We start from the raw sequence: 19,807 nt of genomic DNA on the forward strand, positions 1-19,807 counted from the left end.
ATAAATTTAGCAAATTTGTTCAATGTCACATGAGGAAAATCCGGAATTTTTTAAGGGACGCGGCGCACAGGTAAATACGCATAATAAGTTTCTGAAAAACAAGTATGTACTTGATCATATTGAGGGTATTGATGAAGCCCTGCTTGAAAATACCAATACGCAGCTTTTTGAAGAGACACCCAAAAAAATAGTCAGCGAATCAAACAGTCCCGACTTAAGCCATATGTACTCCATAAACCCCTATCAGGGGTGTGAGCATGGCTGTATTTACTGCTACGCCCGTAACAGTCATGAATATTACGGCTTTAGTGCAGGGCTTGATTTTGAGCGGAAGATCATTATTAAACCCAATGCCCCCGAGTTGCTTGAGCAATATTTCAACAAAAAAAATTATAAGCCGGTTTGCATCATGCTATCCGGCAATACCGATTGTTACCAACCTATTGAACGTAGTTTGAAAATAACCCAGGGACTGCTGGAAATGTTCTGGAAATATAAAAACCCGGTGAGTATCATCACCAAAAATAATGTGATCCTGCGCGATATCGACCTGCTTGCAGATATGGCCAAACTGAACCTGGTGCATGTTAATGTATCCATCACTTCCCTCAACGAACAGCTTAGGCAAAAACTGGAACCACGTACAGTAACGGCAACAGGCAGGCTGGCTGTTGTGCAAAAGCTATCTGAACGCGGTATCCCGGTGCGGGTAATGGCTGCACCTATTATTCCCGGGTTAAACAGTAATGAAGTGCCCAATATCATCAAAGCTGCAGCTGATAGAGGTGCATTAGCCGCTGGCTTTACCATGGTGCGCCTCAACGGTAGTATAGCCGAAATCTTTAGCGACTGGATCTATAAAGCATTTCCCGATCGCGCCGAAAAGGTGCTAAACATGATCCGCTCTACACATGATGGCAACTTAAATGACAGCGATTACGGCCGCAGGATGAGTGGCGACGGTAAAATAGCCGAATCTATTCACCAAATGTTTAAAATGGCTTGTAAACGCTTTATAGGCGACAGGCAGATGCCGGAATATGACTACAGTTTATTTGTGCCGAGGAAAGGGAAACAGACGAGTATGTTTTGAGTGGGGGAGTTTATTTATGGTTTTAATATGAATGGGAGGAGTTTATTTATGGTTTTAATATTTTGCGTTTGATAGTAAGCTAATTTGATTTATTTATTTTTTTAATTTACTATTGCTAAATAACGTAAGATCAAAGTCCTGAGCCTAACTTTTATTTAAATGAATTTCACCAAAATCTCCAACAATACAGAATGTGATTGTTTTACAAAGTCAAACGAAAATACTACAGATATGTTCGTTAGGAAAGTGAGACGGTCAGAAAATCTTAACAATGCGGATTTTAGAAATCATATTGAAAGAGGTAAGATTCCTGAAGATAAAAACAATTGCGGCGAAGTATGTGGTTATCACGGAGTTTCAATTGAACTGTGGAACGAATATAGTTCGGCTCAGCTTAAAGAAAGATATTTGCAAACCCTGTCATTTAGCCCAAAGTCAAAAAATAATTTGTGCGTTATAAAGTTTCAACCAGGTTGTGGTTTAGTAAAACACACTCCCGATCAAAAGAATGGTTATAACGAATTTCATTATGATTTTTATAAGAATGATGATTTTTCGGTAGAGAGACTTTCATTAGTTGAAATGGTACCATTAATTGTAGAGTAATGTTTCAAATCGACAAACAACGAAGGGTTACTTCATCATTTCCGATAATTAGCGATAATTATAAAGTGCTTCATTTTGACGAGTACCCCATTCTTTTTTCGGGAACGAACAGATACTCGAACAAATTAATAGGGTCATTTTCTTATGAAGATTACGAAAATGATTATTTTAGATATATTGTTATAATAGTAGATGATAAGCAATATTCTGATTTTTTTAACAGAACAAAATCTTATCTCCAGATCATAAATGAAGTTGATCAGATTTATGTAATTGATAAAGACATAAATGATATTGTTTTAGAGACATATTATTTGCCACTGTCAGAAATACCATTGGAATATCTGCCGAGTGCAGATTCGTTTATCCCGAAGCAGCAACTTTCATCATCATTAAATTTTGGATTCAGTCTAAAAGGGAAATTAGCGGACTTGCACAAAGCGTTAGTTAGCGATGTAAGTGGTGTTAGTCAAAGAATTTATTCCTATTTGGAGGAATCTCTCGAAGCTTTGGGGAGTCTTTCTCTGTCTCCTCGTATTTATTCTCAACCATCCGTATTAGGAAGTTATAGACTTAATTTTGATATTGAATTCGAGTCTGATCGCCAAGTTAGCTTGTTTCCAATTGATCAGAGGAAATTGACTGAGTTTATAAATAGCTTTCTGAATTATGTCGCGTATACGCTCCCAAATGAAACGGATGAATTTCTTCAATTATATTCCGAAAATTCAGAAAAATTCCAAGCGTTAAGGCAGAGCTTGTTGACGGTTTATGAAAATAGCAATATTCGCCCAAGTTCAACCATATCCGATAGATTAATCGAAAATATAAATAACTCTGCCAATAAACTCTCAGAAATAACAGAATATTTAAAAATAAACGAGAGCTTTAATTCTATAGAAGTTGGGAGTTATGATAATCAAAACGATTTTTCCAGTATTGGAATACTCACTCAAGATTACAAAAGTTCTATCCAATCTAAACTATTAGTGCAGGATGAATTGTTATTGTTGGGAGATCGGGAAGTGGTCACAGATGGGCAACAGAGCGATTATAGAATTTTGGTTTATCAGCTTAATCGATATACGGGAAAAGGTTGTGCGAGACTTTACTATAATGGGGAAGACTATAGCAATGTGAGGCTAAATATTGATAGAGGAGATCAAGAGTTGACTAATTCGATTTTTACTAAAAGTTTAGATGAAGATAAAGTAGTTGATGTCAAGGGTATCGCTACTAAAATAAATGGGGTGTATAAAAAGTTGGAATGTTATCTCTAAAAAACTACTCGATAATTTAATTATAGTTGTTTTTTAATTCAACCCAAACCCCTATCCCCACCCCAATAACATAGCACAATAAATCGCTCCACAAAAAGCCCTCTCCTAAAACAAGCCTGCCGAAAAGCGTATGCCGTAATTCATTTATCCAGGGCGCTTTATAAAGCTGGCTAAACTCTATCGCAAAGCAAAATATCAAAGCTGCAATAACATTGAACTTGACGGATTTAGCAATAAAAAGGAACCGCATGATAAAGTAAACCATAGTAGCCCATAAAATATCGCCAATAAATAGGGGGATAAACTTAAAATGCCGGGATAGCAGACCGAGGATAATGGTTAGTATTATTAAAACAAAGTAAGTGATGCGGGTTTTAGCCATGAAATAAATATCGGCTAAATAAATACAACAAAAAAGGCACCCACCGGGTGCCTTTGATATATTTAATTTTATAAATGGTTGCTTATGCTTCTTCAGCCTCCAAAGCCATTTGCTCGTCAACAAGGATACGTCCGCAATGCTCGCAAACGATGATCTTTTTACGCTGACGGATGTCTGACTGGCGCTGAGGCGGGATCTGGTTAAAGCAACCAGAACATGAATCACGCTGGATAGTTACTACTGCTAATCCGTTTTTAGCGTTTTGACGCAGACGGGTGTAAGCAGTTAACAAACGCTCTTCAATGTTTTGAGTAGCTTTTGCAGCTTGTGCATTCAATTCGGTTTCTTCTTTTTCAGTTTCGGCAGTAATGGTGCCTAATTCTTCTTTCTTAGCGTCAAGGTCGGCCTGACGGGCTTCCAGGTCGGCAAGTGCTTTTTCGTAAACCTGTGTTTTGTTGGTGATCTCGAAGCCGTATTCACGGATCTTCTTTTCGCTCACCTGTATATCTAAGCCCTGGATCTCAATTTCTTTTGAGATAGCATCATATTCGCGGTTGTTTTTAACCTCGTTAAGCTGGCCTTCGTATTTTTTGATGTTTGCCTGAGCTTCTTTGATCAGGTTTTTACGGGTAACTATGTCATCTTCCACATCGTCAAGTTCACCTTTGATCTTCTGGATGCGGGTTTCAAGGCCTGCAACGTCGTCCTCAAGGTCGGCAACTTCCATTGGCAATTCGCCTCTTACCTGGCGGATCCTATCAATTTTGGTGTGGATAGTTTGTAGCTCGTATAAAGCTTTAAGCTTTTGTTCTACGGTTTGTTCCATTAAATAAAATATTTGACGGGGTTTGTATTTACTTCTGTTAAACGGACGGCAAAGATAGGGAATTTTTTTCTAATTATTTCATACAATAATTGCTGCGTAAATTGTTCACTTTCAAAGTGTCCGATATCTGCAATAACTATCTTTCCTTCGGCATCAAAAAACTCGTGATACTTGTAATCGGCTGTGATAAAAACATCGGCTCCGGCAGCTATGGCGTGCTTCAATAAAAAGCCTCCCGAGCCACCACAAACAGCTACTTTTTTAACGTGTTTACCTATTAATTTAGTATGCCTGATCACGTGCGTGCGCATTTTGTCCTTTACATGAAACAGGAAACTTTCCTCATTAAGCGGCATTTCCAGTTCGCCTATCATGCCCGAGCCTACCTGCTGGTGCTGATTGGTTAAATTATAAAGGTCGTAAGCAACCTCTTCGTAAGGATGGGCCAGTATCAGGGCCATCAGGATCTTGCTTTCCAGGTTGGCAGGATATACGGTTTCAATACGCACCTCATTTTCCTTGTGGCGTTTGCCAACTTCGCCAACATAAGGATTAGCGGCTTCATTGCCCTTAAATGTTCCGGTGCCCTCGGCGTTAAAACTGGTTTCGCTGTAATTGCCAATGTTGCCCGCCCCTGCATTGAACAATGCGTCGCGCACAGCATCGGCATGGCTTAGAGGAACGTAGGTAACCAGTTTTTTGATCAGGTTATGTTTAGGCAGCAATATGCGGCTGTTCTTTAAACCTAAAGTTTCGCAAATGCGGGCGTTAACCCCAGTCATCATGCTATCCAGGTTGGTGTGAATGGCGTATATAGCGATCCCTTTCCGGATTGCTTTTTCAACCACTCGCTCCACATAGGTTTTACCGTTGAATTTTTTAAGCCCCTTAAAAACTATGGGGTGGTGCGATATGATTACCTGGCAACCGGTGGCAATGGCCTCATCAACTACCGCTTCGGTACAATCAAGCGAAACCAATGCCTGGCTTATTTCCTGGTCGGGATTGCCGACTATAAGGCCTGAGTTATCATAATCTTCCTGGTAATTAAGCGGGGCGAGGCTTTCGAGGTATGCGGTTAGGGCTGATAATTTCATTAATCAAGTATAGCAATAAATAATGGCGTTAGTTAGCTGCTCATTTTAGCCATCTGGTAGCTTTCGTAAGCCATATTCTTATTATACTCCAAAGTTATCGACTTATTGTTGATCAAATCCACGATAGTACCTATAATACAAAGTCCTCCTGTAAAAAAGTAAAGGATGCCCATGCCTACCTGGCCCAATACAAAACGCTGTATACCTGCGAAGCCAACAAAGCCAAGCAGGGTAAATAACAATATATCCTGCGAGTTTTTGCGCTTATTGCTGTAAACCATATAAAAGTATTTTTTTTGGCTTTCAGTCAGATCGGGTGTTGCATGTTGTAAAAAGCCGAGTTCCTCAGGCGAAAAACCTGCAAAAGTATTGTATGGATCCTGGTATGTGTTCATGTTTGGTAAAGGCTTTTGTTGTAGCGATAATCCAAATTTAAATATTTACCGCATTAAAACTATAGGTTAAAAAATGATTTAAAATTTCTTTCAGTTAAATAGGGGTAAACCTTTACCGGGTTGTAATACCTGTATGAAAGTTTTAGTAACCGGCGCAACAGGTTTTATTGGCAGGCAACTTAGCCTGCATTTGGCTATGCAGGGCTATGATGTTAAAGCCCTATGCCGCAATACCGGTCACCCGTATTTAATAAAGCATAAAAACATTGAGCCGGTTACAGGCAATATCCTTTACAAGCAAAGCTTGGACAGGGCAATGCGGGGCTGCCTGCAAGTTTATCATACAGCTGCCATGGCTAAAATGTGGTGCCGTAATCCCGATGATTATTATGAAACAAACGTTGTAGGCACCCGTAATGTACTTGAGGTTGCCGCCGGTGCCGGTGTGCAGAAAATAGTTTACACATCTACCTGCGGTGTATGGGGCCCAACAGTTAAACATCCCATGAATGAAAACGATCCGCGGATTGCAGGTTTCCCTATCGCTTATGAACGTACCAAGTACCTGGCCGAACTGGAGGTACAAGACTTTGCAAAACAGGGGCTGCACGTAGTTACTGTAAACCCATCGCGTGTGTACGGAGAAGGGCCGGTTACCGAAAGTAATACCGTTGGTAAAATGGTTTCGGCCTATTTACGGGGTAAATGGCGTTTTATTCCGGGCAGTGGCAAACAGGTAGCCAATTATGCTTTTTTAAATGATGTTATCGACGGGCATATGGCGGCCATGGATAAGGGGCAAAGTGGTGAACGCTATATTTTAGGCGGGGAGGATATCAGCTTCAATGACTTTTTTGATATGGTACACCATGTATCCGGTAAACAGCACCGCCTTATTCATCTGCCTTTAAAAGCGATTGAATTTTTCAGCCATTTTGAAAAGGTGAAAACAATACTTACCGGCTTGCCTCCCTTTTTCCTGCCCGAATTTGCAGAGCGATTGAAATATGACCAAAAATATAGCAGTGGCAAAGCCATAGCCCAGCTTGGCTACCGGATAACTCCCTTTGCCGAAGGAATGCATAAAACGGTTAACTATCTTAAACAAGCCTGATATGACAAATCAAACCGCAATTATAACCGGGGCCAGCGAGGGTCTGGGCAAATCATTTGCTATTGAACTGGCATCGCGCCATATAAACCTGGTATTGGTTTCGTTACCGGCATCGGGATTACCTGAACTGGCTTCTTTTATCCGCAAAAACTTTGAGGTTAAAGTAAATTATCTCGAAATTGATTTAACTCTTGCCGAAAGCTACCCCGCAATTTTTAATTACCTTAGTGAAGAGCAAATTACGGCGCATCTGCTTATTAACAATGCGGGTTTAGGCAACTGGTCGTGGTTTGAGGACCTTAACATTGGTTTTTACAAAAAGCAAATTGAATTGAACGTGATTACTCCTGTATTGCTTACACGGTTATTCCTGGCCCAGGCCGATAATAACGTTACTTCATACATATTGAATGTAGGCAGTTTGGGTGGCTTGTTTGTGGTGCCTAAAAAACAAGTTTATGGCGCAACTAAATCATTTATAAGGTATTTTACCAAATGTTTACAGCTGGAGCTTCATGGATCAAACGTGAAGATCAGTTTGCTTAGCCCGGGGGGTATTAATACTAAACCCGAGCTGCTGGTAATGAATAATAAACTCAGGGGGATATCAAAAGCAACCATTATGGAGCCCGGTCACGTAGCACGGATAGCGGTTGACGGTTTGTTGAAAGGAAAAAAAGAAATTATCCCGGGCATGATAAACAGGATACTTGTTTTGTTGAATAGTTTGCTGCCTGCAGGTATTAAGGATATTATTATAAGGCAACGCCTGGCAACCATTATAAAAAGCTGACAGTATGATCATTTCTTTACTTACCTATCGGCACGTTAAAAGTTTATGCAGCTTTTTTAAGCGTACACGAAATAGCTTTAAGCTCATCAATAATGAGCAGATCGTTATTATTTCGGGTAGTATGCGCGGCTTGGTATTGTATTTTGACCGCGATGCCTGCGAGATAAAAAATGGCGAAAGGGATTTTATCAGTATTGATATTACCCGCGATTTTTCGGTTGACATGCTGATGCGGATCCTGGCGAACCATAATATGATAACTCCTGTTTTTGAAGGGTGATCACCTGCTGCCCCACTAAGCCAATCAAACTTTCAACTTTTTTACCGTTACATAAATGAACACACGGCTGTCCGTATCCGTACGGTATTGCATGGCGGCTTTGTGTAAGCTTTTGATATATAGTAATTTATAATGTTGGCATTATTTTGATTATCATAATGCCTGATAAAGTTGATATTATTATGCTTAAGAACTATATTAAAACTGCCTGGCGCAACCTCATCCGCAATAAATTTTATTCGGTGATCAATATTGCCGGGCTAAGCGTGGGGCTTGCCATAGGTATCCTGATCCTGCTTTGGGTACAGGATGAATGTAGCTTTGATAGCTTTCATAAAAATGCTTCCAATATTTACCGGGTTGAGTTATTTGGAGGTACCGGGGCCAGCAAGCAGATTTGGCAGGTTACAGTTGCTCCAATGGGGCCGCTGGCCAAACAGGAATTGCCCGCTGTACAAAATCAGGTACGCATAACTAATAACTGGTTTTTCTCTTTGTTTAAATACCAGGACAAGGTTTTTAATGAGCAGGCGGTTGGTTTTGCCGATCCATCACTTTTTACCGTTTTTGATTTTCCGCTGATTGAAGGTAACAATGCCAGGCCTTTTACAAGCGATAATTCGGTAGTGATCACCAAAAGAACGGCAAAAAAATATTTTGGAAATACCGAAGCTTTAGGAAAAGTTATTGTTGCTGATAATAAGGAAAACTTTACGGTATCGGGTGTTATTAATGACTTTCCGCTTAACTCAAGCATCAACTATGATATGATCATGCCTATGAGTTTTCATGTTAGATACATGCTGACTAATTATAAAGATGATCTTAACCATGATTTTGGTAATTACTCATACGAAACCTATTTGCAGCTAAAACCCGGCACTTCGTTAAAGAAATTATCTGCCGACTTGAATAATATTCACTTAAAACGGAAACCTGAAGATACCGATGCCGATTACCTTGTGCTGCCTGTTACTAAAATGCACCTTTACAATGCCGACGGTACCGACCGGGGAATCAGTACCGTACACATCTTTATTGTTATAGCTTTAGTAATACTGGTTATTGCCTGTATCAACTATGTTAACCTTTCAACAGCACGGGCTATGCTGCGCGCCAAGGAAATCAGCATGCGCAAGATCATCGGTGCCGCAAAAACACAGTTGTTTATGCAGTTTGTGATTGAAACAGCCTTGTTATTTATCCTTGCATCGGTTTTGGCAGTGTTGTTAATTTACAATGTCATGCCTGTATTTAATGAAATTGCAGGTAAGCAACTGGTGTTTAATCTTTCGGATTACCATATCTGGCTTGTTATTGCCGGTACCATAGCTGCTACCCTTTTGCTATCAAGTATTTATCCTGCGTTGTTGCTATCATCTTTCGAACCATTAAAAGCACTTAAGGGCAAGATATCAAATGGTATTGGCGATGTGCTTTTCCGTAAGATACTGGTAGTGGTTCAATTTACCTTTTCGGTGGTGTTGATCATTGGTACTATAGTTATCACTGCGCAGTTAAATTACATTCGCTCGAAAAATTTAGGGTATGATAAGAGCCATGTGTTTGGCTTTTGGATGCGCGATATGAAAGATCATTATGATGCTGTTAAAGCCGAGCTGCTGAAACAGCCGGGTGTTGAGGCGGTAACACGGTCAACCGGTAATGTTGTTAGTAATGGCAATATTTCGGGCGATACTGATTGGGATGGCAAAGCTAACGGCCAAACTTTTATTGTACACCCGCAGGGGATCGACAAGGATTTTATTTCCTTTTTTAAGATGAAGATGGCTGCAGGTCATAGCTTTGACGGCTCGGTGAGCGATTCGGCACATTATATCCTGAACGAAGCTGCGATTAAAGAATTAGGAATGAAAGATCCGATAGGCAAACGCTTCAGGCTGCGTAAAACCGAGGGTACTATTATAGGTGTGGTTAAAGATTTTCATTTTGCAAGTATGCGTGAAAAGATAGGTCCGGTGGTGTTTTTCTATGCGCCTGATACCTATGCTTCCATCTATATTAAAACTACGGGCAACGGCGCTCCCAAAGCCATAGCAGCTGCCGAAGCACAGTTTAAACAATACAACGGCCTGTTTCCGTTTGGTTATACTTTTTTGGATGAGATATTCAATAAGCTTTACCAGGGCGAGCAACGCGAGGGAACTTTGTTTAACTACTTTGCCGGAATAGCAATTTTCATCTCCTGCCTTGGTTTGTTTGGGCTGGCGGCCTTTACGGCGCAGGTGCGTACCCGCGAAATTGGAGTACGTAAGGTTTTGGGGGCCACTGTTACCAATGTTGTAACCCTGCTGGCCAAAGACTTTATAAAACTGGTAATAATTGCCATTATTGTGGCCTTCCCGATAGCCTGGCTTGCTATGAGCCACTGGCTGGATGCATTTGCCTATCGCGTTGGTATAAGCTGGATAACCTTTTTATTAGCTGCCGCCATTGCGATACTTATAGCGTTTGTGACTATCAGCGTTCAATCGGTTAAAGCGGCACTGGCTAACCCGGTTGATAGTTTAAAAAGGGACTAACTTAAATGTTCCATCTCCTGATAAATCGTATCATCCAGACTTACGAAGTTTTCAAAACTTCGTAAGTCTTCAATTGCTTTTTAGGTAACCAGTCCTAAAACAACTCCACCAACCGCTCTAAAGCCATACCCCTCGAGCCTTTAATAAGGATAGTTGAATTACTTATAGGTTGCGCTTTTAAGGCAGCAATAGCGTCTTCAGCGGTTTCATAAAAAGTAGTTGTTTGGTCCTGGCTTCCGGCTTCAGATTGTTGACTTAAAAAATCCTTGCCGATGAAGATCCTTTCATCAACCGGGGTATCCAACGCTTTTTTAATCACTGCTGCATGTTCAACGGCGGCTTCGGGGCCCATTTCAAACATATCGCCCAAAATAAGCACTTTCCTTTTTGCTTCAATTTTGCCTACGTTTTCAATAGCTACAAACATGCTGCTTGGGTTTGCGTTGTAGTAATCGCAAATAAGCGTGTTGGTGGCGGTTTGCACAATTTGCGAACGGTTGTTTTTAGGCTGATAACCCTCAATCCCTGCGTTTATTTCGTTAGCAGATAAGCCGAGATAGGTACCAATACAAATAGCCACCAAAATGTTAGGCAAGTTATAAGTACCGGTTAACTGCGTCTTTACTTTATAGCTATCGCCGGTTTTGTTGTTGACCCATTCTAAAGTAAGCAGAGGCGAGTTTTCAAGCAGTTCACCGCTTATCAGGTTGTCGATAGCATCGGTACCATAATATTCCACATGAGTTAAACGGCGGGCAGCTGCCATCTCCATTAAAACAGTATCATCACTATTTACAAAAACAACACCACCGGCTTTTCCTGCTCCCCCTTTAGGGGGCTGGGGGGCAAAGTAATCATACAACTCCCCTTTCCCTTTCTTCACACCTTCAACGCCGCCAAAACCTTCCAGGTGTGCTTTCCCAACATTGGTAATCAGCCCGTGCGATGGCTGAGCGATACTGCAAAGCAGCTCAATTTCTTTTTGATGGTTGGCCCCCATTTCAATAACTGCAACCTCGTGACCGGCGTCAATAGTTAATATAGTAAGTGGTACGCCAATGTGGTTATTTAAATTGCCTTGCGTAGCCTGGGTTTTAAAGTGCTGCGCTAATACGGCGTTGATCAACTCTTTGGTAGTTGTTTTACCATTAGTGCCTGTAAGGCCGATAACCGGAATATCAAGCTGACGGCGATGATGACGCGCCAGGTCCTGTAAGGTAGTTAGCACGTCATCAACCAATAAATACTGGCCACCCAGTTGATACGCTGGATTATCAATCACCACATAAGCTGCGCCTGCCTCCACAGCTTTTTGGGCAAAGGTGTTGGCATCAAACTTATCGCCTTTAAGGGCAAAGAACAGACTACCCGGTGTTATCTTCCGGGTATCGGTACTGATTACGGGATGTTTGGTGTATATATCGTACAGTTCGGTTGTAGTAATCATATGGTTACAAACGTAAATCAAAAGTTAAATTCAAAAATATATCATTTAAATAAGTTTGTGATTGAACATTTTAAATCCCCTCTCGAGAGGGGGCGCGGTGGTATGTGTGGAAGCAGGGGTGTGTTATGCGATTAGCTTATCAAAGCAGAAACACACCCCTCCACCCCTCTCAAGAGGGAATCGCACAAGGCCGTTTGACTTATTGGTCAATCACAATATTTTAGCTGTAACAAAAATCATCCTTCCCGGTTCGCACGGCAGTATAGCCGCTCTGTATAGCATGCGATTGCCGCGTCGCACCCTGGCTTTTTCCACCTCGCTCCTCGCAATGACATGGGGCTAATTCAAATTAACAAAAATTATACCTACCTCTTCATCCAGTCTATCACAGCCCTGATCTCGCCGTAGCTATAATCTTCGCCTAAAACCTCTTTTAGTGGTGACAGCTTTTCTGCTCCATAACTTTCAACCGCATCAGAAATAGCCGCTATCTTTTGTTGCGGCACTATTTCGGTTATATCCAGATCGCCGTTTTGTACATAATAACTCAGGTGTGTTTCTATGGTAGATGTAGTGAAACCACGTTCAGCAGCTATTTCGGCAATGGTTTTTCCGGAACGATAAAGGTTAAACGTTTCGGCTTTAGTATCACTGTTTCGCGAAGTTGATTTGGCTTGTGCCGGCGATTTTGCTTTGCGCTCACGCTTGGGTGATTTCTGCTTTATTTTTGAACCGAGGCCTTTTTCGGTGCAATAGATCTTAACCGGTTCAAGCAGTTCGCGACCGTAACGCGCCAGTTTAATATCGCCAAAACCCGATATCAAACGTAGTTCATCAAGGCTTTGAGGAAGATATGTTGCCATTTCCTGTAAAGTAGCATCAGACACGATGACGTAAGCTGGTACGTTTTCTCCTTCTGCTATGCCCCTCCTAACCTCTCTAAGGCGGTTAAATAACGGTATTTCGTATGGCAAAGTTTCTTCGTGATGTACTTCTTCTACTTTTTCTATCTCAATAAACTCAACCTTTTGCCCGCCCTTTAATACATCAGCACTTTGCGCGGTAAGTTTTAAAACCGGGTATTCATCGCCCGCGGTTTGCAGGTAGCCCATGGTTACCAGCTCGCGGATGTGGTGCTGCCAGTCGGCCTTGCTGATATCGGCACCAATGCCGTAGGTTTTTAACTGTTTATGTTCCTCGCGGATCTTGTCGCTTTTTGATCCCCGCAAAAAATCTATTACGTAGTTAGCTCCGAAGCGCTCATTTAACCGGGCAACTGCCGAAAGTGCCTTTTGGGCTATCAGTGTGCCATCAAAGCGTTTGTACTCGGTAAGGCAAACATCGCATGAACCACATTTTGCCGGAAAATCCTCATCGAAGTATTTCATCAGGTATTGCCTGCGGCAGGAAAGCAGCTGGCAATATTTCACCATATCGTTAAGCTTGTTGAGCATGATGCGGCTTTGCTGCTCGTTGCCTTCTACTTTGGCAAAACCCTGTAGTTTCATGGCATCGCCCGGCGAGTAAAGCAGCAAAGCCTCAGATGGAAGTCCATCGCGGCCGGCCCTGCCTGTTTCCTGGTAATAGCCTTCTATGTTTTTAGGCAGATCGACATGTACAACATAACGCACGTTTGATTTGTTGATGCCCATACCAAAAGCAATGGTGGCCACAATGATCTTGATGTCATCGCGTAGAAAAGCTTCCTGGTTCCGGGCTTTTATTTCGTTGCTTAAACCGGCATGGTAAGCCTCGGCAGCAAAACCTTCATTCTTTAAATCTTCGGCTAAAGCTTCGGTTGATTTGCGGGAAAGGCAATAAATAATACCCGATTCATCCTTATGCTCATTTAAAAATGCGATGAGCTGTTTAAAGCTGTTCTTTTTGGGTGATACCCGGTAGGTGATATTTGCCCTGTTAAATGAGGATACAAATGTTGCCGGGGATTTAAGGTTAAGCTTTTCAAGAATATCTTTTTGCGTCAGCTTATCGGCCGTTGCCGTAAGTGCGATAACCGGCACCGATGGAAATTCTTCCTTAAGGCCGGCAAGCATTAAATATTCGGGCCTGAAATCATGCCCCCATGACGAGATGCAATGTGCTTCGTCGATAGCTATCTGCGCAACGTTCAGCGTTTTCAAAAAGGGGATGAGCTTGTTATCCTTATTTTCTTTGCTTTCTGCGCTGAACAGACGTTCGGGGGCGAGGTAAAGTAATTTGATCTCGTTATTTCTAAGTCTGTTTACCAGTATCCTCGTTTCTTCGGGGTTTAAGGATGAATTGAGAAAAGCCGCCGGGATACCGTTTACGTTGAGGCTATCTACCTGGTCTTTCATCAGCGCAATAAGCGGCGATATCACTATAGTTAAACCATCTAACAAAACGGCAGGCAACTGGTAACATAATGATTTGCCGCCACCGGTAGGCATCAGCGCCATCACATCCTGCCCTTTGAGTATATTTTGAATAATAGCCTCCTGCTCATGCCTGAAGGCATTATAACCAAAGTATTTTTGCAGGGCCTGGATAGGTGTCATGTTTGTAGATAGCTTCAAATGTGCAGATATGCAAATGTGCAGATTTCAGATGGAAATGTGCAGGTTCCAGATGTGCAGATTTTAAATTATACATGTGCAGATTGCTGATTTACAAATTTTAAAATACGTAGCATCGCTATAAATAACAACAAATCATTTTTCAATCATTTGTATATCTGCACATCCGGAATTTGCACATTCAAATAATCTGCACATCTGAAATTTGCACATTTGTATATCTGCCAATATTTTTATGCATATTAGCTTATCTCTTTTCTCCTATACATTATTATATATCATATGTTAAAAAGACATTTACTATTCCTGGTATTAATAAGCTTTTTTTGTCCGGCCTTTGCGCAAAAGATCCAATCGCCGAAGGAGTTTCTGGGTTATAAACTGGGAGAGCATTTTACGCCACATAGTCGTATTGTTGAATATTTTAGATATGTGGCATCGGCATCAAAAAATGTAAAGCTGCAACAGTTTGGTACTACTAATGAAGGCAGGCCTCTGCTGGCGATGTTTATTGCATCCGACGAAAACATCGGTCGGCTGGAAGAGATCCGTCATAATAACCTTAAACTGGCCGGAATTGAAAGCGGCGGCAGCAGTACTGCCATGCCGGTTGTTACCTGGTTAAGTTATAATGTACATGGTAACGAGCCCGCATCAAGCGAAGCTTCCATGTGGACTTTGTTTGACCTGGTTGATCCGGAAAACACTGCCACCAAAGCCTGGCTCAAAAATATGGTAGTTGTTATCGACCCATGTTTAAACCCCGACGGGCGCGACCGTTATGTGAATTTTTATAACTCGGTAGTGGGATCGGCACCAGATGCCAACCCGGCTTCACGTGAGCATATTGAACCATGGCCGGGCGGCAGGGTAAATCATTTTTATTTTGACCTTAACCGCGACTGGGCCTGGCAGCAGCAAAAAGAAACGCAGGCGCGTGTAGGCCTGTACAATCAATGGCTGCCACAGGTACATGTTGATTATCATGAACAGGGATATAATGCCCCTTACTACTTTGCTCCCGCTGCCGAGCCATACCATAAAGATATTACTCAATGGCAGCGTCAGTTTCAGGTTACTATTGGTAAAAACAACGCCAAATATTTTGATCAAAATGGCTGGATGTATTTTACCAAATATGAGTTTGACCTGTTGTACCCTTCGTACGGCGATACTTATCCTTTATATAACGGCTCCATTGGCATGACCTACGAGCAAGGCGGTATCAGTGCAGGTTTGGCTGTGGTTACCCGTGCCGGGGATACACTTACTTTGGTGCAGCGCGTGGCGCACCACCACTCAACAAGTTTAAGTACACTTGAAATTGCGGCGTTAAATACTCAAAAGCTTTTGGATGAGTACAAAAAGTTTTTTGATAACTGCCGAACCAACCCTCCGGGCGAATACAAAACTTACGTTATTAAAAATGATAATAATGGTAAAATAAATGCACTGGCAAAAATGCTTGGCCGCAACGGCATTCAATATGGTTTTGGTTTAGCTAATAAAGCAGTTACGGGGTTTAACTATATAACCCAAAAAACAGAACAATATAATGTAGGTGCCAATGATTTGGTTATTAATGCCTATCAGCCTAAAGCGGTATTGCTGCACGTGCTGCTGGAGCCAAAAACTTTTATTCCCGATTCAAACACTTATGATATTACGGCATGGTCGCTTCCATATGCATATGGTTTAAAGGCTTACGGTTTAAAAGAATCATTTAAGCCTGCCAGTACCGAGTGGAGTATAACCGCACCTAAGCCATTGGTAAATACGCATGCTTATGCTTATGTATCGGCATGGCAATCTGTTAATGATGTGAAGTTTTTGGCTGCCCTGCTTAAAAAGAAGATCAAGGTTCGGTATGCCGAAAAGTCCTTTGATGTAGGTGGAAAACAATTTACTGCCGGATCGCTGATCATAACACGTGCCGGAAATGATAATGCCGATTTTGACCAGGTGGTTACGCAAACAGCGGCATCGCTTAACCAGGAGATCACCGCACTTGCAACCGGGTTTGTTGATAAAGGATCGGATTTTGGATCGGATGCTGTACGGGTTATCCACCAGCCTAAGGTTTTACTTTTAGCCGGAGATGGGGTTAATTCTGAGGCAATGGGTGAAGTTTGGCACTTGTTTGAGGCGCAGATTGGATATCCTGTTACTTTAGTAAAATATCAGGACCTGGGCCGCGTAAAATTAGGCGAGTTCGATGTGGTGATTTGCCCGGATGGCCGTTATGACGATTTTCCTTCAGAGAAATTGCAGAGCTGGATCCGCGATGGCGGTAAACTGATAGCGGTAGATAATGCTGTTTCATTGCTGGTTGATAAAAAAGGGTTCCTGATCAAAAGGAAGGAAGAGAAAAAGGAAGATAAGGATAAAGAAAAGGAGAAAGATAAAACAGTTAAGCTATATGGAGATCGCGACCGTTTGGCCATTAGTGAATCTATTCCGGGTGCTATTTATAAACTAAATCTTGATAATACCCATCCGCTTGGTTTCGGTTTGCCCGATTACTACTATTCATTAAAGCTGAACGAGGATGTCTATGACCTTTTTTCGGGCGATGATGGCTGGAACGTTGGTACAATAAAAAAGGATGGTTATGTATCAGGTTTTGTCGGCCAGGAATCAAAGAAGAAAATCAGTAACGGCCTGCTGCTTGGCGTACAGCCAATGGGCCGCGGCTCGGTAGTATACATGGTTGATGATCCGCTGTTCCGCAGTTTTTGGGAAAACGGCAAGCTGCTGTTCAGCAATGCTGTGTTTATGGTGGGGCAGTAACCCCCAGCCCCCTTTAGGGGGAGCAGCTACATCGCTTATAATGAAAAGGCAGGTTCCCATTTTGGAGAATCTGCCTTTTGTATTTATTAAGAATATGCTAATCAAAAGCTCCCCCTTTAGGGGGCTGGGGGGCAAAGGCTAATTATTCCCCTTCACCCTGCCTTTTTCATCGTCGGCTCCACTGCGGTGCTCGCGCATTTTGATGGAGTTGTTACCGAAATTATAGGTGAAAGTGAGGCGCATCACGCGGGTATCATTCTTTTGTTTAATGGTGAAGTTATTGTTAACCACCTGGCTGCTTAAATCATTACGGCGAATGTTGAAGATATCATCGCACGAAGCTTTAATGTTGAATTTTTTATTCATGAATGATTTGCTGACACCCATATCTACCGAGTAACGTGGCCTGATCTTGTAAATACCGTAAGTTAATGCCGATTGATAATCGCCCGTTACTTCAAAGCGGTAGCCTGCATATTTGAATGTTTGTGTTGTACGCCCCTGGAAAGCCCATTGGCCGTCGTTAAATTTCTGCCCGGCAAGGGTGTCAGATTTAAAGCCCAGGTAAAATGCTGTTGCATTAACATTGCCTTCCCACCATTTGGTAATGGTGAACGGGGTGTTGATATTAATGTTATAACCGGTTTGGGTTTGCAGGTTCTGGTGTGTTTCAAACGAGCGCTTGCCTTCGGTTAATATCAGCTCGGTGATAGCATCAGTAGTGTGACTGTAGCCAAGGCTTACGTTAATGGTTTTATTATAGGTATAGTTAAACTCAAAGTTTTGAGTGTATTGCGGGTTCAGGAACGCATTACCTTGTGAATAGGTGTATGGATCAAGATAGTAAATGAAGGGGTTCAGGTCGTCATAGCCCGGACGGTCGATACGGCGGCTGTACGAAAAGCTTACTTCATTTTTATCATTAAGGGTTTGGTTAATGAATACGCTTGGGAACAGGTTTAAATAGCTCCTCTTAACCGGAGTGCTGCCAATCAGGTTACCTGTCGACCGGGTTTGCTCGGCACGTAAACCCAATTGTACCGAAAACTTCTTGAACTGCTTGTTCAGGTTCAAGTAGCCGGCGTTGATTTTTTCGCTGTAAATAAAGCGGTTGGTACGGCTGGTATCGTTTTTATAGGCCCCATTGTCGAAGATCTGTGCTTGCAGATCATTATCGGTTTTAACGCTGCTGAATTTTACACCGGCTTCCAGTTTGATGGTTTTGGTAAGCGGTTTGGCATAATCAGCTTTACCGGTGTAGATACTTATTGTTGATGGTGTTTGATTACGTAACATCTGCGGAGCGTGCTGTACGCTGCCATCAGGCAAAAAATAATCGGTATTATACATGGCGTTTGAGTTGTTCTTGAATTTGGAATAATCCAGATCAATGCTCAATTCCTGGCCGCTTGTATCAAGCTTAAGTCTGTCGTTAAGGTTAAGGGCGAAGTTTTTATAGGTTTGCCTGATATCAGACGTAGTATGTAAAGATGAATCGGCTACGCCAAATTGTTTGCCTATGATGGTTCTGTTATCATTAAGGTCTGTACCACTATTTGAATAACCACTTACCACAAAGCCGATAGTGTGTTTTGAGGTAAGGTCATAATCGGCACCCAAACGATAGTTATTGTAATGGTTAACGCTCGGCATGTTTGATTTCTGGTTGAAATAAGTTTTATTGCCAAGCGTATCGGTAATGATCCGGTTAATACCAATATCATGTCCGCGTTTGTTATCGCCCCTGCTTAATGAGGTAAATACATTGAGGCCGCCTTGTTTGTGGTTAAGGTTTAGGCTGCTGTTATCGCGCCAGTACTGGCTTTTAGCACCACCTACGGTAAGGCTGCCATTGGTTCCAGACTGTGTATTCTTTTTCAGTTTAATGTTGATGATCCCCGAATTACCCGCTGCATCATATTTTGCCGATGGGTTGGTAATGATCTCGATTGATTTAATGGTGTTGCCATCGGTTGAGCGCAGTAAGGTAGCCAGTTGTGCGGCGGTAAGATAGGTTAACTTATCGTTGATCATGACGGTTACTCCTTGCTTACCTTTCAGGCTGATGTTATCGTCTTTATCAACGGTAACGCCGGGGGCGCGTTCTAAAATTTCCATAGCTGTATTGCCGGCTGCCAGTACGCTGTTTTCAACGTTCATCACGGTGCGGTCTATCTTACGCTCAATAAGCGGCTTTGTAGCGGTAATGGTAACGGCCTTTAACTCGGTACTACCAGCATGCATATTTAAAGCCGGAGCTGTAACCTGCGATGCGTTTGCCGGAACTACGAAGCTTTTGCTTACCGCTTTCTGATAACCAACCACAGTTGCTTTAACTATATAATTACCAGCTTTTATGTTGGTAAAAACATAAACCCCGGCATCGTTGCTCAGCGCACCCTTTACTACGGTTGAGTCAGATGCGCGTAAAAGGCTTACGGTGGCGTAATCAAGAGGCTTGCCCTGCTCGTTGAGTAAGGCCCCGGATACTTTTGTGGCAGGCGCAGCCTGCTGTGCAAAAGATACACTACAGCTGATAGCAACAAGCAGCAGTGTATAAAATATGTTGTTTATGATAGTTTTCATTTTGTGTACTGTTTTAGAAA

General features: G+C 42.1%; 15 protein-coding genes. 8 read left to right on the forward strand and 7 right to left on the reverse strand.

Annotation, left to right across the window (positions count from 1 at the left end; translation table 11 throughout):
• The first annotated feature begins 22 nt into the window (after positions 1-22).
• The 3 genes from MTO98_RS01040 (at position 23) to MTO98_RS01050 (ending at position 2,979) form a co-directional block, all read left to right on the forward strand.
• Positions 23-1,093, forward strand: a complete 1,071-nt coding sequence (locus MTO98_RS01040) for a PA0069 family radical SAM protein (RefSeq protein ID WP_243484737.1) — start codon at positions 23-25, stop codon at positions 1,091-1,093.
• A 159-nt stretch (positions 1,094-1,252) separates the two neighbouring features.
• Positions 1,253-1,699, forward strand: coding sequence for a hypothetical protein (locus tag MTO98_RS01045; protein ID WP_243484739.1), 447 nt, complete (start codon positions 1,253-1,255; stop codon positions 1,697-1,699).
• Positions 1,699-2,979 (forward strand): hypothetical protein, encoded by a 1,281-nt coding sequence (locus tag MTO98_RS01050; protein WP_243484741.1) that lies wholly within the window; start codon positions 1,699-1,701, stop codon positions 2,977-2,979. The genes MTO98_RS01045 and MTO98_RS01050 overlap by 1 nt, the downstream gene beginning before the upstream one ends.
• 16 nt (positions 2,980-2,995) lie before the next feature.
• Here MTO98_RS01050 and MTO98_RS01055 read toward each other — a convergent pair whose 3' ends face one another.
• From MTO98_RS01055 to MTO98_RS01070, 4 genes are all read right to left on the reverse strand, one after another.
• Positions 2,996-3,361 (reverse strand): DUF2809 domain-containing protein, encoded by a 366-nt coding sequence (locus MTO98_RS01055; RefSeq protein ID WP_243484743.1) that lies wholly within the window; start codon positions 3,359-3,361, stop codon positions 2,996-2,998.
• A gap of 82 nt (positions 3,362-3,443) precedes the next feature.
• Positions 3,444-4,187, reverse strand: a complete 744-nt coding sequence (locus MTO98_RS01060; RefSeq protein ID WP_243484745.1) for a zinc ribbon domain-containing protein — start codon at positions 4,185-4,187, stop codon at positions 3,444-3,446.
• Entirely contained in the window at positions 4,187-5,284 is a 1,098-nt protein-coding gene (locus tag MTO98_RS01065) for a Nif3-like dinuclear metal center hexameric protein (RefSeq protein WP_243484747.1), read from the reverse strand. The genes MTO98_RS01060 and MTO98_RS01065 overlap by 1 nt, the downstream gene beginning before the upstream one ends.
• Before the next feature lie 32 nt (positions 5,285-5,316).
• Positions 5,317-5,679 (reverse strand): TM2 domain-containing protein, encoded by a 363-nt coding sequence (locus MTO98_RS01070; protein ID WP_243484749.1) that lies wholly within the window; start codon positions 5,677-5,679, stop codon positions 5,317-5,319.
• 133 nt (positions 5,680-5,812) lie between these two features.
• On the opposite strand from MTO98_RS01070, the gene MTO98_RS01075 reads away from it, so the two are divergent.
• The 4 genes from MTO98_RS01075 (at position 5,813) to MTO98_RS01090 (ending at position 10,409) form a co-directional block, all read left to right on the forward strand.
• Entirely contained in the window at positions 5,813-6,793 is a 981-nt protein-coding gene (locus MTO98_RS01075; protein WP_243484751.1) for an NAD-dependent epimerase/dehydratase family protein, read from the forward strand.
• A 1-nt stretch (position 6,794) separates the two neighbouring features.
• On the forward strand, positions 6,795-7,586 hold the full coding sequence (locus MTO98_RS01080) for an SDR family oxidoreductase (protein ID WP_243484752.1): 792 nt from the start codon (positions 6,795-6,797) through the stop codon (positions 7,584-7,586).
• A gap of 4 nt (positions 7,587-7,590) precedes the next feature.
• The gene (locus tag MTO98_RS01085) at positions 7,591-7,866 is read left to right on the forward strand and encodes a hypothetical protein (RefSeq protein ID WP_243484754.1); all 276 of its coding nucleotides are present in this window, start codon (positions 7,591-7,593) and stop codon (positions 7,864-7,866) included.
• A gap of 158 nt (positions 7,867-8,024) precedes the next feature.
• Entirely contained in the window at positions 8,025-10,409 is a 2,385-nt protein-coding gene (locus MTO98_RS01090) for an ABC transporter permease (RefSeq protein WP_243484756.1), read from the forward strand.
• 94 nt (positions 10,410-10,503) lie between these two features.
• Here the strand turns inward: MTO98_RS01090 and murF are convergent, their stop codons facing one another.
• Together murF and recQ are read right to left on the reverse strand one after the other, a co-directional pair.
• A complete protein-coding gene (murF, locus tag MTO98_RS01095; RefSeq protein ID WP_243484758.1) occupies positions 10,504-11,856 on the reverse strand; it encodes a UDP-N-acetylmuramoyl-tripeptide--D-alanyl-D-alanine ligase in 1,353 nt (450 codons plus the stop codon).
• 365 nt (positions 11,857-12,221) lie between these two features.
• Positions 12,222-14,393 (reverse strand): DNA helicase RecQ, encoded by a 2,172-nt coding sequence (gene recQ, locus MTO98_RS01100; protein WP_243484760.1) that lies wholly within the window; start codon positions 14,391-14,393, stop codon positions 12,222-12,224.
• Between the two features lie 300 nt (positions 14,394-14,693).
• Between recQ and MTO98_RS01105 the strand changes: the two genes are divergently transcribed.
• Complete coding sequence (locus MTO98_RS01105; RefSeq protein ID WP_243484762.1) at positions 14,694-17,201, forward strand: M14 metallopeptidase family protein; 2,508 nt, start codon at positions 14,694-14,696, stop codon at positions 17,199-17,201.
• A gap of 138 nt (positions 17,202-17,339) precedes the next feature.
• Here the strand turns inward: MTO98_RS01105 and MTO98_RS01110 are convergent, their stop codons facing one another.
• Positions 17,340-19,787, reverse strand: a complete 2,448-nt coding sequence (locus MTO98_RS01110; RefSeq protein WP_243484764.1) for an outer membrane beta-barrel family protein — start codon at positions 19,785-19,787, stop codon at positions 17,340-17,342.
• Positions 19,788-19,807 lie beyond the last annotated feature (20 nt).

The organism is Mucilaginibacter sp. SMC90, assembly GCF_022811725.1.
Classification (GTDB): domain Bacteria; phylum Bacteroidota; class Bacteroidia; order Sphingobacteriales; family Sphingobacteriaceae; genus Mucilaginibacter.